General features: G+C 63.5%; 15 protein-coding genes. 9 read left to right on the top strand and 6 right to left on the bottom strand.

The genetic code is table 11. The annotated features are described in order from the left end of the window. Positions 1-15: 15 nt before the first annotated feature. Positions 16-1,176, bottom strand: coding sequence for a galactokinase (galK, locus tag GVL04_RS00610; protein WP_159698002.1), 1,161 nt, complete (start codon positions 1,174-1,176; stop codon positions 16-18). Continuing rightward, on the bottom strand, positions 1,173-2,324 hold the full coding sequence (galT, locus tag GVL04_RS00605) for a galactose-1-phosphate uridylyltransferase (RefSeq protein ID WP_159697999.1): 1,152 nt from the start codon (positions 2,322-2,324) through the stop codon (positions 1,173-1,175). The genes galK and galT overlap by 4 nt, the downstream gene beginning before the upstream one ends. A gap of 98 nt (positions 2,325-2,422) precedes the next feature. On the opposite strand from galT, the gene GVL04_RS00600 reads away from it, so the two are divergent. The 4 genes from GVL04_RS00600 (at position 2,423) to GVL04_RS00585 (ending at position 6,615) form a co-directional block, all read left to right on the top strand. After that, positions 2,423-3,373 carry an aldose 1-epimerase family protein gene (locus tag GVL04_RS00600; protein ID WP_235036103.1) on the top strand — a complete coding sequence of 317 codons (951 nt, stop codon included), beginning with the start codon at positions 2,423-2,425 and terminating at the stop codon, positions 3,371-3,373. A gap of 87 nt (positions 3,374-3,460) precedes the next feature. Next, on the top strand, positions 3,461-4,741 hold the full coding sequence (locus GVL04_RS00595) for an AI-2E family transporter (RefSeq protein WP_159697996.1): 1,281 nt from the start codon (positions 3,461-3,463) through the stop codon (positions 4,739-4,741). Between the two features lie 3 nt (positions 4,742-4,744). After that, complete coding sequence (ilvA, locus tag GVL04_RS00590) at positions 4,745-5,983, top strand: threonine ammonia-lyase (protein ID WP_159697993.1); 1,239 nt, start codon at positions 4,745-4,747, stop codon at positions 5,981-5,983. 14 nt (positions 5,984-5,997) lie between these two features. Then, positions 5,998-6,615, top strand: a complete 618-nt coding sequence (locus GVL04_RS00585; protein ID WP_159697990.1) for a rhomboid family intramembrane serine protease — start codon at positions 5,998-6,000, stop codon at positions 6,613-6,615. 161 nt (positions 6,616-6,776) lie between these two features. On the opposite strand, the gene greA is transcribed toward GVL04_RS00585, so the two are convergent. Continuing rightward, a complete protein-coding gene (greA, locus tag GVL04_RS00580) occupies positions 6,777-7,271 on the bottom strand; it encodes a transcription elongation factor GreA (RefSeq protein WP_026542824.1) in 495 nt (164 codons plus the stop codon). Between the two features lie 152 nt (positions 7,272-7,423). Then, positions 7,424-7,882, bottom strand: coding sequence for a DUF4307 domain-containing protein (locus tag GVL04_RS00575; protein WP_159697987.1), 459 nt, complete (start codon positions 7,880-7,882; stop codon positions 7,424-7,426). A gap of 74 nt (positions 7,883-7,956) precedes the next feature. On the opposite strand from GVL04_RS00575, the gene mca reads away from it, so the two are divergent. From mca to GVL04_RS00560, 3 genes are all read left to right on the top strand, one after another. Beyond that, positions 7,957-8,862, top strand: a complete 906-nt coding sequence (gene mca / locus GVL04_RS00570) for a mycothiol conjugate amidase Mca (RefSeq protein ID WP_159697984.1) — start codon at positions 7,957-7,959, stop codon at positions 8,860-8,862. A 105-nt stretch (positions 8,863-8,967) separates the two neighbouring features. Beyond that, the gene (locus GVL04_RS00565) at positions 8,968-9,249 is read left to right on the top strand and encodes a hypothetical protein (RefSeq protein WP_159697981.1); all 282 of its coding nucleotides are present in this window, start codon (positions 8,968-8,970) and stop codon (positions 9,247-9,249) included. Next, the gene (locus GVL04_RS00560) at positions 9,227-11,383 is read left to right on the top strand and encodes a thioredoxin domain-containing protein (protein WP_200846702.1); all 2,157 of its coding nucleotides are present in this window, start codon (positions 9,227-9,229) and stop codon (positions 11,381-11,383) included. The genes GVL04_RS00565 and GVL04_RS00560 overlap by 23 nt, the downstream gene beginning before the upstream one ends. 54 nt (positions 11,384-11,437) lie before the next feature. On the opposite strand, the gene GVL04_RS00555 is transcribed toward GVL04_RS00560, so the two are convergent. Beyond that, a complete protein-coding gene (locus GVL04_RS00555; protein WP_159697975.1) occupies positions 11,438-12,079 on the bottom strand; it encodes a hemolysin III family protein in 642 nt (213 codons plus the stop codon). Positions 12,080-12,187: 108 nt separating this feature from the next. On the opposite strand from GVL04_RS00555, the gene GVL04_RS00550 reads away from it, so the two are divergent. Both GVL04_RS00550 and GVL04_RS00545 read left to right on the top strand, forming a co-directional pair. Continuing rightward, positions 12,188-12,994 carry an isoprenyl transferase gene (locus GVL04_RS00550; protein WP_159697972.1) on the top strand — a complete coding sequence of 269 codons (807 nt, stop codon included), beginning with the start codon at positions 12,188-12,190 and terminating at the stop codon, positions 12,992-12,994. 44 nt (positions 12,995-13,038) lie between these two features. Continuing rightward, positions 13,039-14,628 carry a PhoH family protein gene (locus tag GVL04_RS00545; RefSeq protein WP_159697969.1) on the top strand — a complete coding sequence of 530 codons (1,590 nt, stop codon included), beginning with the start codon at positions 13,039-13,041 and terminating at the stop codon, positions 14,626-14,628. 124 nt (positions 14,629-14,752) lie between these two features. On the opposite strand, the gene GVL04_RS00540 is transcribed toward GVL04_RS00545, so the two are convergent. Beyond that, positions 14,753-15,397, bottom strand: coding sequence for a GNAT family N-acetyltransferase (locus GVL04_RS00540; RefSeq protein WP_159697966.1), 645 nt, complete (start codon positions 15,395-15,397; stop codon positions 14,753-14,755). Positions 15,398-15,427: the final 30 nt, after the last annotated feature.

Genomic DNA, 15,427 nt, shown 5'->3' with positions numbered 1-15,427 from the left:
GAAAGCAGGTTGGCGTCAGGCCAAACGACGGGCGCCGGCCGCCGGAGTCACGGTGAAGATGTCCGGCGCGTTGTAGCCCGCCTCTGCGAAGGAACGCACGACGGCGTCCCGCACCTGCTGCTCCTGGCCCACCGGAGTAAGTGCGATGGCTGAGCCGCCGAAACCGCCACCGGTCATGCGGGCACCGATGGCGCCGTTGGCTCGGGAGGTGTCCACGGCGAGGTCCAGCTCAGGGCAGGAGATCTCAAAGTCGTCGCGCATGGAAACGTGGCTCGCATCCAAAAGGCCACCGATGCTGGCAGGACCCTTGCGGCCCAGGACTTCCACGGTCTGAAGGACGCGGTCATTTTCGGTGACAACGTGGCGGACGCGTTTCAGCGTGGTCTCGTCCAGCAGCCCGGAGGCCTCCTCCAAACGTTCCACGCCGACGTCGCGCAGTGCTTTGACTCCGAGGATTTCGGCACCCAACTCGCAGGATGCGCGGCGGGACGCATAACCGCCGTCGGCGTGGGAGTGCGAAACCTTGGTGTCGATGACCAGCAGCACCAGCCCCGAGGCCTCGGCGTCGAACGGAACCAGATCCACGTGCTGGTCGCGGCAGTCCAGGAAGACGGCCTGTCCCTTGGCGCCACGCAGGGAGGCTGACTGGTCCATGATTCCGGTGGGTGCGCCCACGTACACGTTTTCGGCGCACTGGGTGGCCAGCACCAGTTCCTCGGCTGGGAGACCGGCTCCGGTCAACTCATTCAGGGCGCTGATGACGGCGCATTCAATGGCGTGGGAGGAAGAGAGGCCAGCGCCCAAGGGGACGTCGGAGTCGAGAAGGAGGTCGAAGCCCGGCACATCGATTCCGCGCTCCTTCAAAGCCCAGGCAACACCGAGGGGGTATCGCGACCAGCCCTCTCCTGTGCCCGGCTCCAAGTCCGAAAGGTCAGCTTCCACCAAGCCATGGCCACCGAAGGTGGACAGCAAACGCACTGCGGAGTCGTCGCGGACGCGCAACGCCACTTTGGCGGTCTTGTCGATGGCGAAGGGCAGTACAAAGCCTTCGTTGTAGTCCGTATGTTCGCCGATGAGGTTGACGCGGCCCGGTGCTTGCCACACGCCGTCGGGAGCTGCGCCAAACGTTTCCTGGAAGCGGGCGGCGAGGACGCCGGTATCTGTCGTGGTGGTCATGCTCGGGTGCCTTCCAGGGTCTTGGGGGAAGCGGGTGCCGAAGCGACGCTGCGGAGGCGCTCCGCGACGGCTTCCGGGGTGATGTCGTTGATGAACGCTCCCATGGCTGCCTCTGAGCCGGCCAGGTACTTGAGCTTATCGGCCGCGCGGCGGGGCGAGGTCAGCTGCAGGTGAAGCTGGCCCGCAGGACGAAGTGCCGGATCCAGCGGTGCCTGATGCCATGCCGAGATGTACGGCATGGGGGTGGGGTAGAGGGAGTCGAGGCGCTTAAGCAGGTCAAGGTAGACGTGCGAGAGCTCATCGCGTTCTTCGCCCGTAAGCGCCGCAAGGTCAGGGACACTGCGGTGGGGGACCAAGTGGATCTCCAGGGGCCAGCGCGCTGCAAAGGGGACGTAGGCACTGAAGTGTTCGGCCTCCAGCACCATGCGGCTGCCGTCTTCACGTTCGGCCCTGAGGAGCGAGGCCGCGAGTGTTTCTTTAGCGTCGACGTCGTCGTAATATTTCCGGGCCACGGCGCCAAGCTGGGCGGCGCGCGGCGTGACGTACGGGTAGGCGTAGATCTGCCCGTGCGGGTGGTGCAGGGTGACACCGATGTCCGCGCCGCGGTTCTCGAAAGGGAATACCTGCTTGATGCCCGGCAGTGCGCTGAGCGCCTCCGTCCGCTGCGCCCAGGCTTCAATGACCGTGCGGGCGCGCGTCTCGCCAAGCTCGGCGAAGGAGCCCGTGTGCTCCGGGGTGAAGGCAACCACTTCGCAGCGGCCGTACGCGGGGCCGGTGGTGCCATGGCCGCTGGTGCCCGGTGCGGGAAGCGGAGGGATGTCGCCAAGGGCCGGTCCCAGTGAGGGGAAGCGGTTCTCGAACACCACGACGTCGTAGTCCGACGCCGGAATTTCCGAGGGATTCGCTGCCGTTGTGGGGCAAATGGGGCACTGGTCGGCAGGGGGAAGGTGCGTGCGGGTTTGGCGATGGGCCGCTACTGCCACCCAGTCACCTGACAGGGCGTCATACCTGACTTCGCCGGGCTCTCCACGGGCTGGAAGCTCGCGATGGTCCACCAGCGAATCCGGTGTTCGCTCCGGAGTTCCGGGGTCGTCGAAGTAGATCAGCTCGCGGCTGTCCGCGAGGCGGGTGCTGGTGATACGACTCATGAATCCATCATTCCACAAGTGACCAAAAACGCATAGTTTCTAACAAAACCTAACATTCAGGAATCGGGGCGGCCGCAGTGATGCAGTACGGTATTGCCATGCCTGCCTCGCCATCGCCCGCCGATAACGCCCTCCAGTCCGAACCCCGCCGTTTCGCCACCGGCCGTCAATTCGAAATCCGTCGTGGGGATGCGCTCGCCGTCATTACCGAGCTCGCGGCAGGGCTGCGCCTCTATTCCAAGGGCGGCGTGCAGCTGACGGAAAGCTACGGCGACGACGAAATTTCTCCCGGCGCCACGGGCATCACTTTGGCGCCCTGGGCAAACAGGGTGGAAGACGGCGTCTGGTACCTCGACGGCCGGAAGCAGCAACTCGACATCACCGAGGTCCCACGCAACAACGCCAGCCACGGCCTGCTGCGCAACGCTGCGTATTCCCTGGTGGACGAGTCCGAGTTCTCCGTGACGCTGGAGGCCACCGTTTTTCCGCAGCACGGCTACCCCTTCCTGGTACGGCACCAGGTTCGCTACGAGCTGGATGAAGCTTTGGACCTCCGCGTCTCGCAGTCCATGGTCAATGATTCCCAGGAAAGTGCGCCCTTTGTTCTCGGGGCGCATCCATACCTTCGGCTCGGCGACGTCGCCCCCGAGGATCTGGTCCTGACGGTACAGGCAAGGACCCGGCTGGTGGCCGACGAGAGGCTGATTCCCCGCAGCACCGCTGCGGTGGATGGCGAGTACGACCTCTCAGCCGGCGCCGCCGTTGGCATCCTCTTGATTGACGTCGCCTTGACGGACCTGACGTACGACGGCGGCGTGGCCCGTCACACGCTGACCGCGCCGGATGGCCGCAGCGTCAGCCTCGAGCAGGACGAGTACTGCCAGTACGTCCATGTTTTCGTCACGGACACGTTCCCTGGCCGCTCCAAAGCCGTGGCTATTGAACCGATGACTGGCCCGGCCAACGCCTTCAACAGCGGCGACGGGCTCCGGTGGCTGGCTCCTGCTGAGACGTTCACGATGACGTGGGGGATCACCGCATCCTTGTAGGCCTTTTTATGCCTGCTGCGTAGGCCTTTTTGTGCTTGCTGCGCGGGCCGGTTTCCCATAAGGCGTGGCCTGCGGAATTATGGGTTCATGACGCCAACACCGGACGCCAAAACCCGTTCTGACCGCCAAATTGCCGAAGACATCCCCTACGGGGTGCGCATTGCTGCTGCCTGGTCGTGGCGGGCGGGCCTGATCCTGCTCATGATTGGCGCGCTCGTCTGGCTGCTGGGCAAGGTCAGCTTCCTCATTATCCCGGTCATGGTGGCTGCCCTACTGGCCGGCCTGCTGTACCCGGTGGTGGCGTGGCTCCGAAACCGCAAGGTGCCCAATGGTGCTGCCGTCGCCATCACCGTTGTCGCGTTCATTGGTGTCATCGCCGGCGCGCTCGCACTGGTGGGCAGGCAACTTGTCTCCGGTTTCGGCGAGCTCTGGCAGGAGGCCCTGGCCGGAATCCAACAAATCCAGACCTGGCTGGCCGATGGACCCCTTCACCTGACCGCAGACCAGATCGACCAGTACATTGCCGATGGCGCCAACGCGCTGCAAAACAACAGCAGCAGCATCCTCAGTGGCGCCTTGTCCTTTGGCAGCACGGCCGGACACTTTGCCGCAGGACTTGTTCTTGCGCTCTTCATCCTCATTTTCTTCCTGCTCGAAGGCAGCCGGATCTGGGGCTTCCTGGTACGGCTCCTGCCCAAGACCGCTCGAAGGGCAACCGACGGCGCGGGCCGTCGCGGCTGGACGTCCATGGTCAGCTATGTGCGCATCCAGATGTTCGTCGCCTTCGTGGATGCTGTGGGCATCGGCGTAGGCGCTGCCATCATCCAGGTGCCGCTGGCGCTTCCGTTGGCAGTCCTGGTGTTCATCGGCTCCTTCATCCCTGTAGTTGGTGCCCTGGTCACAGGAGCCATTGCGGTGTTGCTGGCACTCGTTGCCAACGGCCCCATCAACGCGTTGATCATGCTGGCGATCGTCCTGCTGGTGCAGCAGCTGGAAAGCCACATCCTGCAGCCGCTGGTGATGGGCAAAGCCGTGGCGCTGCACCCGGTAGCCGTGATCCTCTCAGTAGCAGCAGGCTCCTACCTCGCAGGCATCCCCGGTGCCCTGTTCGCGGTCCCGTTGCTCGCCGTAGTAAACACGGCAGTTCGCTACATTGCGGGCAGGACGTGGGAACATGATGAAGGATTGGGCGGCGTGGAGCTGCAGCCAGCAGCCACTTCCTCGGGGTCGGGCGGAGACGCCAACTTCAAGGATGTCCACCTCCCACGGCCCGAATCCCGCCTTGGCAAAGGCATCGCAGGCAAGAACAAGGCTGCAGGAAGCACCCCTCTTGAGGGCCCTGCCGCCGACACCACTAAAGGAGAATAGTCAGTGAATACCCTCGAAACCCTGCCCGTCACGCTGGACGATGTCCTCAAGGCGCAGGAGCTGCTCGAGGGCATTATTACCAAGACTCCAGTGGAGTCGTCCCGTGCTCTGGGCACCCTCGTGGGCGGCAACGTCTTTTTCAAATGTGAGAACCTGCAGCGCGCAGGCTCCTTCAAGGTTCGCGGCGCCTATGTACGCATGGCCCGGCTGACGGAAGACGAAAAGAAGCGTGGCGTGGTGGCGGCCTCCGCCGGTAACCACGCCCAAGGCGTCGCGGTGGCTGCCAAGAGCCTGGGCATCAATGCCCGCATCTACATGCCCCTCGGTGTTGCACTTCCCAAGCTGGCCGCCACGCGCAGCCACGGCGCCGAAGTCATCCTGCATGGCCACAACGTGGACGAGGCACTGGCAGAAGCACAACGCTACGCCAACGAAACAGGCGCAGTCTTTGTGCATCCCTTTGACAACGTGGACGTTGTAGCTGGCCAAGGCACCATCGGACTGGAGATCCTGGACCAGATTCCCAACGTGGACACCATCCTCATGGGCGTTGGCGGCGGTGGACTGCTGGCCGGTGTGGCCGTGGCCATCAAAGCCAGGGCCAAGGAGCTCGGCCGGGAAATCCGCGTCATCGGTGTCCAGGCCGAAAACGCGGCCGCCTACCCGCCGTCGCTGGCCGCTGACGCCCTGGTGCCGCTCAAGAAGGTCACCACCATGGCGGACGGCATCGCAGTCGGCCGGCCCGGACAGCTGCCCTTCAGCATCATCCGCGAGCTCGTGGATGATGTTGTCACTGTCAGCGAAGACTCCCTTGCACGGGCGCTGATCTTCCTTCTGGAGCGGGCCAAAATGGTGGTTGAGCCTGCCGGCGCCGTCGGAGTAGCCGCGCTGATGGACGGCAAGATCGAGAACCCGGGGAACACCGCCGTCGTGCTTTCCGGCGGCAATATCGATCCCATGCTCATGCTCAAAGTCATCCAGCGCGGCTTGTCGGCCGCAGGCCGGTTCATGACCGTCCGCATGATGCTGGACGACCGCCCCGGTTCACTGGCCACGATCGCGCGCATCATTGCGGAAAACGATGCCAACGTCACTGGACTGGACCACACCCGCTTGGGTGGTTCCATCAGCATGGGGGACGTCTCCATCACCATCAACCTGGAAACCAAAGGCCACGAACACGGTGAACAAGTTCTCGGCGCACTTCGGGCCGAGGGCTTCCAGCCAATCGTGGTGCACTGACGGGAGGCGCGCGCATGGTGCTTGGAACGCCTGAAGGTTCAAAGGAAGAGGCCAAGGAGTCCCTCGCTGGGCGGGCCAAGGGCGGACTGCTGTTCATGGGCGGCTTCGTGATCCTGCTCTACGTCATCGAGATCCTCAACACGTTGATGCGGCATGGCCTGAACTCCACCTTTGGCCTGCGCTCCCGCTCCATGGATGGCGTACTGGATATCCTGACGTTTCCGTTGCTGCACGCGAATTTCAACCACTTGCTCTCCAACACCCTGCCGCTGATCATTTTCGGCTTCCTGGTGTTCTTGTCCGGCATCCGTGTGTTCATCACTGCGCTGGCGTTCAGCTGGCTCGGATCTGGGCTTGCGGTGTGGCTGATTGGCGGGGGAGGGGTGACCGTTGGTGCGTCAGGCTTGGTGTTCGGATTCTTTGCGTTCCTGCTGGTGCGGGGCTTCTTCAACCGGAACTGGTGGCAGATCCTGCTCTCCGTGGTGCTCTTCATGGCCTACGGCAGCATCCTCTTCGGAGTACTGCCCACGGTCATGGGCTACGTGTCCTGGCAGGCACACCTTGGAGGTGCCGTTGGTGGCATCATCGCCGCGGTCCTGTTGCGTCCCAAGTCCACGCCCGAAATCTACTAACCCAACTGCGCCCTCGAACCCAACTGGGTCGCATTTGTGCGCGTAATGAGCTCTCAAAACGCGCACTGCTGCGACCTGGTTGGGCAGGTGCACGAAAAACGCCGGCCCGCCCCGCGAAGGGGTGGGCCGGCGTCGTGTATTTCAGGCCGGTGAGCCGCAGCTTAGGCGACGTAAGGCTTGGCGGAAACGATCTCCACCGGGATTTCCTTGCCGTTGGGGGCGACGTAGCTCAGGCTGTCGCCTTCCTTGTGGCCGATGATGGCGGCACCCAGGGGGGACTTTTCGCTGAAGACGTCCAGATCCGAGTCTCCGGCGATTTCGCGGGAGCCGAGCAGGAACGTCTCTTCGTCGCCGGCGATGCGGGCAACTACCAGCATGCCGGGCTCAACGATTCCGTCATCAGCCGGGGCTTCGCCAACCTGGGCATCGCGCAGGAGTGCGGTGAGCTGGCGGATGCGGGCCTCGATCTTGCCCTGCTCTTCCTTGGCTGCGTGGTAGCCGCCGTTTTCCTTGAGGTCGCCTTCCTGGCGGGCAGCTTCGATCTTCTGGACGATTTCCGCCCGGCCAGCGCCGGAAAGGTGGTCCAGCTCAGCCTGCAAGCGATCGAAAGCTTCCTGGGTAAGCCAAGCCGCAGTGGCGCTATTGGTGGTAGACACGGATTTCTCCTCTAGATCTGACAATGCAAAAGACCCCGCCGAGGTGGCCACTCGTGGAACTCAGTAACCAACTTAACGGGGTGAAGGTTTCATCCATTGTAGTAAATCCTTTGGACGAACCCAAACCGGTTGAGTCGTGGGTCACACGATTGTTATTTACCGCTGTCCACGATCCAGCAGCTGTCTACGACGCCGGAGACTGCCGGGGACTCGGTGCGCAGGACAGTGCGTTGAATGGTGGTGCTGCCGCCGTCGGCACTTGCCTCGGGCTGGTTGGGCCCGATTTCGACAACCTTCCAGCCGACCACCGCGAACTTGGAGTCCATGGCCTTGATGGCGCATTTCGCGGTCGCTCCGGGGTACTTGGTGACCTGGTAATCCACTTCAGCCTGGGTGCCATCCACGGTGCTGTATCCAATGTCCTTGAACGTGACAGGCGCCTGAGCCGAAGACGTTGCGACCCATGCCGCGAACACAATTCCTATAACCAGTGCGGCGATCACGATGTTCCGCTTGGTTTTGCGGGCCATGGCGCGCTTTTGACCGCCGTAGCGATTGGCTAGGCTGGTGCTTGCCGGTACTTGGGTGGCCGATAGGTCCTCTGAAGTCACCCATCCAGTTTAGTGCCGATCCCGGCGCCCCATCACCGCCCCGCAAGCTTGATACACGAAAGAGGAGCCGTCACGTGACAGCGTCCAGCAGTTCCGACCAGCAGCTGCGGCTGCTCGCCGTCCACGCCCATCCGGATGATGAGTCCAGCAAGGGCGCGGCAACCATGGCGATGTACGCCGCCGCGGGAGTGGATGTCATGGTCGCTACGTGCACGGATGGCTCACGCGGTGACATCCAGAATCCCGCCATGGAAGCCGATCCGCACCCCAAGCGGGATATGGCCGGGGCCCGGCGCCTTGAGATGGCGAACGCAGCCTCAGTACTGGGAATCCAGCAGCGTTGGCTCGGATTTGTGGACTCGGGCCTGCCGGAAGGCGACCCCCTTCCGCCGTTGCCGCCCGGTTGCTTCGCACTCCAGCCATTGGAACGTGCATCGGCTCCGTTGGTCAGGCTTGTCCGAAGCTTCAAACCACACGTGATCCTGAGCTACGATGAAAACGGCGGTTACCCGCACCCGGACCACATCATGGCCCACAAGGTGGCTGTGGAAGCCTTCGATGCGGCCGGTGACCCTGACCGTTACCCGGGCATGGGGGAGCCGTGGGCACCGAGCAAGCTCTACTATGACCGGGCTTTCAGCCCGGAGCGGTTCCGTGCCTTGCACTTTGCGTTGGAAGAAGCCGGTTTGCAGTCTCCCTACGCCGAACGGCTTGCCGCATGGTTGGAAGCCGACGCCGAGGGCCACACTCCGCCGGTCCCCGGGCACCCGACCACCACCCAGGTGGACTGCGGCGACTTCTTCGAAGCGAGGGATGACGCACTTCGGGCCCACCGGACGCAGATCGATCCCCTCGGGTTTTTCTTCGCAGTTTCACCGGACCTGCAGCGGACTGCATGGCCGTGGGAGGACTACAGCCTCATCAAGTCCACTGTCTCATCCGAGCTGCCGGAGAAGGACCTGTTCGCGGGGATAAGATAGGACCGCCGGTAGTTTCTATCGCTCGTAGAAATTGCCGTATGGCCAACCAGCTTCCGGCTACGCGCTGCCTGTCGGCATGCATCAGCTCCCATAGAAGGTTTGAACGTGCACCACTTGATTCTCGCCCTGACCGTCACTCCGTCGCCCAACCCCTCGGGCACGCTGCGTCCCGGCCTCTCCGAGGACCAGGTGACGCCGGGTACGTGGGGCTTCGTCCTCACGGCCTTCATCGTCATTCTCACGACGTTCCTGATTGTGGACATGGTGCGCCGTATCCGTCGCGTTCGGTACCGGGCACAGGTAGAGGAAGCCCGCCTGGCCGCTGAGGCCGGCGAGGTGGGCGACACAGCAGATGAGAACGGCGATGCCGCTTCCGGGGCACGCTGAAGCCACCGGTAACGCTTTGCCCTGGGCAAGCAATGCCCTGGGCTCGGAACCTTCTGCCTATTTGCGGCAGCACGCGGACAACCCCGTGCATTGGCGTCCGTTCGGCGACGAGGCCTTTGCCTTCGCTGCCGAACGTGACGTCCCGGTTTTCCTGTCCATCGGCTACGCTGCATGCCATTGGTGCCACGTCATGGCCCACGAGTCCTTTGAGGACCAGGAAACCGCCGATTATTTGAATGCGCACTTCCTTCCCGTGAAGGTTGACCGCGAAGAACGTCCGGACGTCGACTCCGTCTACATGGCCACAACGCAGGCCATCAGCGGTGAAGGTGGATGGCCGATGTCCGTCTTCCTTACCCCTGACGGACTCGCTTTCCATGCGGGAACGTACTTTCCGCCAAGGCCCCTTCCCGGGCGGCCGTCTTTCCGCAACGTCCTCGAAGCTGTCCACGAGGCGTGGGTGGAGCGTCGCGATGGTGTCGAGCAGAACGCCAGGGGTCTGGCGGCCACCATGGCCGACGCGCAACTTGCCGAAGCAGTCCGGCTCGACGGCCCGCCTGGGGTGCTGGATGCTTCCCTCCTTCCGGATGTCGTGGCGCTGCTGGCCCGTTCTGAAGACCACGACGCCGGTGGGTTCGGCGGCGCGCCCAAGTTCCCGCCGTCGGCGGTTCTTGAGTTCCTCATCCGGCACGCGGCTGTACCTTCCGATACGGCTGACGCCGCGAGGGACATGGCAGGCCGTGCCCTGGCTGGTATGGCGCGCTCGGCTTTGCGCGACCAGCTCGACGGCGGATTCGCCCGTTACTCGGTGACGGCGGACTGGTCGGTCCCGCACTTCGAGAAAATGCTCTACGACAACGCCCAACTGCTCAGGGTCTACGCGCACTGGGTGCGGCTTGGCGGCAACGAGGTCTATTCGGCAGGCGAAGCGGCGGCGGTAGCTTCGCAGTGCGCAGACTGGATGCTGGAGTCCCTGCGCCTCCCAGGCGGTGCTTTGGCTTCCTCGCTCGACGCCGACACCGTGGTGGACGGAGTCCATCAAGAGGGCGCCACCTACCTTTGGACCCGGGAAACCTTGGCGGACGCGCTGGGGGCCGGCGACGCCGAGGCAGTGGCGCGCTTGATGACCATCGGCGTCGAGGGGACTGTCTCGGAGTTGGGGTCGCCGCTGCACCCGGCCAGGAAGCTGTCCGTCGCCGAAGGGCGCCTCTGGGAGCGGGTCGCGCCAGCTTTGCGGACTGCGCGTGATCTTCGGAACCAACCAGTCAGGGATGACAAAGTTGTTGCTGGCTGGAACGGCCTCGCTGTGGCCGCCCTTGCAGAGGCCGGTGCCATCCTGGATCGTCCGGAGCTGGTGGCAGCAGCGGAATCCGTGGCCGGCTACCTCGCCAGTGTCCACTGGGGCAGCAGTTCGCAGGCGCTGGTCCGGGTTTCACATGACTCCCAGGCTCGCGGCATCGGCGGCCTGCTGGAGGACTATGCGTTCTGTGCCGATGGCTTCTTCGCCCTGTTTGCTGTGACAGGATCCAAGCGCTGGTACCGGTTTGCGGAGGAGCTGGTCCTCGCTGCGTGTTCACGTTTTGTGGAGGATGGGCGCCTTGCAGACTCAACGGGGGAGTCCGCGCAGGTCTTCAACGCGCAGGGCCAACACGCGGGGCTGGATCCGTTCGACAACGCCACGCCCAGCGGTGCGGCCGGGTTCGCCGGAGTCCTTTTGTCCTACGCGGCTTACTCCGGCTCCCACGAGCACCGACTCATGGCCGGCAACATCCTGGGTTTGCTCCCGCCCCTCGCCACGCGGGCACCGCGTGTTGCCGGATGGATGCTGGCCACCGCGCAAGCGGCGCTTGCCGGGCCCGTGGAGGCCGCTGTCGCAGGCCTGGATTCGCCATTGAAGCGCGAACTGCACAGCGCCCTGCTGACCTCTCCCAGCCCCGGGCTTGTGGTCGCTGTGCAGACGGACGACGGCGCGTCCCCGGCCGGGGTTCCCGAGGTGCCACTGCTGCTCCACAGCTCAGGCGCGCCGGACGGCTCTCCGCAGGTCTACCTGTGCCGGGGCATGGTGTGTGAACGGCGGCTGGGGGATGTGGCTGCCGTTCAGTCGCGCCTTGCGGCGATGGACTCAGGCCACTGACGGATCCCCTGTAGCTGGCCCGGATCCTCTGTAACTGGCCCGGATCCTCTGTAATTAGCTCAGTACCGCCATCATGATCGCAATGAAGTGGGCTGCGAAAGCCAGCACCGTGAAGGCGTGGAAGAGTTCGTGGAAGCCGAAATGCTGGACGCTGAAGTTCGGCTTCTTGATCGCATAAAACACCGCGCCCGCGATGTACAGGGCTCCGCCGACGCAGATAAGGACCGCGGCACCGGCGTTGGCAGCGAAGAACTGCGGCAAGTAGAACAATGCTCCGCAGCCCAACGCGATGTAGACGGGAACGTACAGCCAGCGCGGAGCATGCGTCCACAGGATCCGGAAGAGCACGCCAACGATCGCCCCGGACCAGACGAGCCACAGCAAGGTGACAGCCTCGGAGCGCTCCAGCAAGGACCAAGCGAGCGGGGTATAGCTGCCGGCAATGACCAGCATGATGTTCGTGTGGTCCAGCCGCTTGAGGATCATGCGGACTTTGGGAGACCAGTTTCCGCGGTGGTAAACGGCACTGACGCCGAACAGCAGAAAACCCGTCAAAGCGTAGATGGCGGAGGTGATTTTGCGGTCAGTGGTAGGGGCAACCGTCACCAGGACAATTCCCGCTGCGAGTGCGAAAGGAGCGGCAACCGCGTGGATCCATCCTCGCCAGAGGGGCTTGGTTTCAAGGAGCTCAGCCATGCTTCAACAATAACTTACGTCCCGGTAAGTTACTGCAGGGTAACAAGTGGTGGAACGATTTTTGACCGGCTTCTGCACCGGCCCGGCAGCTGGGGAAGGTAGCCTTGGATGTGCGCCGTCGTCGTACAAGCAAGGAAGTCAGGTGAGAGTCCGGTGGAGCTGCCCGGTTTCCTCTATGGCTTCTACGAGCGCAAACTCCAGCGCACGCTCAAGCAGGACCAGATCCCGCGTCACATCGGTGTCATGGTGGACGGAAACCGTCGGTGGGCCCGCCAGTTCAACGCACCCACGAGCCAGGGACACCAGGCCGGCGCAGACAAAATCCACGAATTCCTCGGCTGGTGCCAGGAACTCGGCGTCAAAGTAGTGACGCTGTACATGCTTTCCACGGACAACATGAACCGCTCCGGTGAAGAGCTGGACCTGCTCATGGGCATCATCGCCAACACCATGGACCGCCTCGATGAAGACGAAGACGTCTCCGTCCACGCCATGGGCGCCCCCGAACTCCTCCCTGACTACTTGGCCGAACGGCTCAACAAACTGACTGCCCGGACGCCCATCCAGGAAAAGATCCACGTGAATGTCGCGGTGGGCTATGGCGGCCGCCGCGAAATCGTCGACGCCGTGAGGGAGCTCCTGCACGACGCCGTCGCCAAGGGACGCAACATGTCCGGCGTCGCAGATGAACTTTCGGTGGACGACATCTCCCGGTTCCTCTACACACGCGGCCAGCCCGATCCCGACCTGGTGATCCGCACCTCAGGCGAGCAGCGGCTCTCGGGATTCCTCATGTGGCAAAGCGCCTACAGCGAGTTCTACTTCTGCGAGGCCCTCTGGCCCGCCTTCCGCAAGGTCGACTTCCTGCGGGCGCTCAGGGACTACGCGGGACGCCAACGCCGGTACGGAACCTAGGGTGCGCCCCGGTTCACCAAAATTTAACGAACCGGACATGCGACTTGCCGACCGCGGATTGCGGAAATGAATGTGCCGGGGATTACGTTAATCCCATCAGCAGGCAAAACCGCCCGCTGATCGGGGAGGCCAGTACATGGAGCGGACTATCGCACCAGTTACAGGGGAGGCCGCGCCCGGCCTTCCGGCCGAGCCGCTTCACCATTAGGCCGGGCGAACTGCCCGGGGCTGGAGTCGATGTGGCTATTTCTGAGCAACTGCCCGCAATGGTTTCCGACGGGGAAAGTGCAGCTACCTCTCGCACCAAGCGGGTCTCACAAAAAGAGCGGACCGCACCACCTGCCACAGGCCGCAGCTACGTGATTGATACGTCCGTCCTGCTATCCGATCCACACGCGCTGTTGCGCTTCGCCGAACACGAGGTCATCGTTCCCATCGTGGTCATCAGCGAACTGGAAGGAAAACGCCACGATCCCGAACTGGGCTACTTCGCCCGCAAAGCACTAAGGCTCCTTGACGACATGAGGATCGAACATGGCGGCCTGGACCACTCCATTCCCATCGGAAAAGATGGCGGAATGCTCCGGGTGGAAATGAACCACATCTCCCCGGACGTGCTTCCCGCAGGATTCCGTGGAGGCGACAACGACAGCCGCATCCTGGCAGTGGCCAAGAACCTGGCCAACGAAGGCCACAACGTCACCGTGGTTTCGAAGGACCTCCCCATGCGCGTCAAGGCGTCCGCCATGGGACTCCAAGCTGACGAGTACCGCAACGAACTCGTGAAGGATTCCGGCTGGACCGGCATGGCCGAGGTGGAAGCCAACGACGACGAAATCACCACTCTCTACGGGCACGAACCGGTTTTCATCCCGGCAGCCGCCGAACTTCCCGTCAACACCGGGCTGGTTCTCCTCTCCAACCGAGGCTCCGCCTTGGGTCGGGTGGGCGCGGACAAGCAGGTCAGGCTCGTGAAAGGTGACCGGGACGTCTTCGGACTCCACGGACGCTCAGCCGAGCAGCGGCTGGCCATCGACATGCTCATGGACCCCGCCGTCGGCATCGTCTCCATCGGCGGACGTGCAGGCACAGGCAAGTCCGCGCTGGCCCTCTGCGCGGGCCTTGAAGCCGTGCTGGAACGCCGCGAACACCGCAAGGTAGTGGTCTTCCGCCCCCTGTACGCCGTGGGCGGCCAGGAACTCGGCTACCTCCCAGGATCAGAATCCGAAAAAATGAACCCCTGGGCCCAAGCGGTGTTCGACACGCTGGGTGCACTGGTAAGCCAGGAAGTCGTGGAAGAAGTCATGGACAGGGGCATGCTCGAAGTCCTGCCACTGACCCACATCCGTGGGCGTTCCTTGCACGACGCGTTCGTGATCGTCGACGAAGCACAGTCCTTGGAGAAGAACGTGCTCCTCACCGTCATGAGCCGCATCGGACAGAACTCCAAGATCGTCCTGACCCACGACGTCGCCCAGCGCGACAACCTCCGGGTGGGGCGGCACGACGGTGTTGCTGCGGTGGTTGAGACGCTCAAGGGACACCCCCTGTTCGGGCACATCACGCTGACCCGGTCCGAACGGTCGCCGATTGCTGCCCTGGTGACGGAGTTGCTCGAAGGGGCTGAGATCTAACCCCGTCGGCCAGGTGCCGTACTGGCGAAGGTCAGGCATCCTCTGCGTGCTGGCTCGTTCCTCGCTGTTGACGCACGCTGCCGGATGTCTGGCCTTCGCCATGCCAGCCGCTCACCGGAAGTTGCTAGATCCCCAGGTGTTGGGAAAAGGCTTCGTGGCCTTGGACTTTGAGGGTCCAGTCCGGGCGTTTGAAGGTGGTGGGGGTGAGGCGGACTTTTTGGACCTCTTCGACTTTGTCGCCCCAGCCGTCGCGGAAGATGCCGTTGGGTTCGTAGCCGAGGCTGGTGGAGACGCCCAGGGATTGTTGGTTCCAAGAGGCGGCCTCTGACTCGGCTACTTCGGCGCCCAGGTAATCAAAGGCGAAACTCACGACGGCGGCCCTCATCTCCTTGCCGAAGCCCCGGCCTTGTGCGGACTGCTTGAGCCAGGAGCCCGTGCTGACTGTTTTCAGGGTCTTGAAGTTCTTGGCGCCGATGTCCTGGACTCCGAGAAATTCGTCGTCGTGCCACACCGCGAGGAGAAGGGTCCAGGACTCGGGCGTGAAATTGGCTCTGCAGCGCCAGTACCACTGGGCCATGTTGGGGGCGAGTTCGTCGTCCGGAAGGTCGGTCCAAGGGGTGCTGAAGGGGCTCTTGCCTGGCTCGTGGACGCCGGATCGGGCTGCGGCCACTGCGGAGGGGATGTCTTCGTCAAAAACGGGACGGATGGTCAACCTCGGGGTGGTGAGGGAGAGTCCGAACGGGGGCCAGATTTCTGCCAGCAATGTCATCGCCGTAGCTTAGCCCGGAATCCGGCTGCC

The organism is Arthrobacter sp. 18067, from assembly GCF_902706295.1.
Taxonomy (GTDB): domain Bacteria; phylum Actinomycetota; class Actinomycetes; order Actinomycetales; family Micrococcaceae; genus Arthrobacter.
The sequence above is the reverse complement of the archived record's forward strand: the minus strand, read 5'-3'. Positions and strand labels throughout refer to the sequence as shown.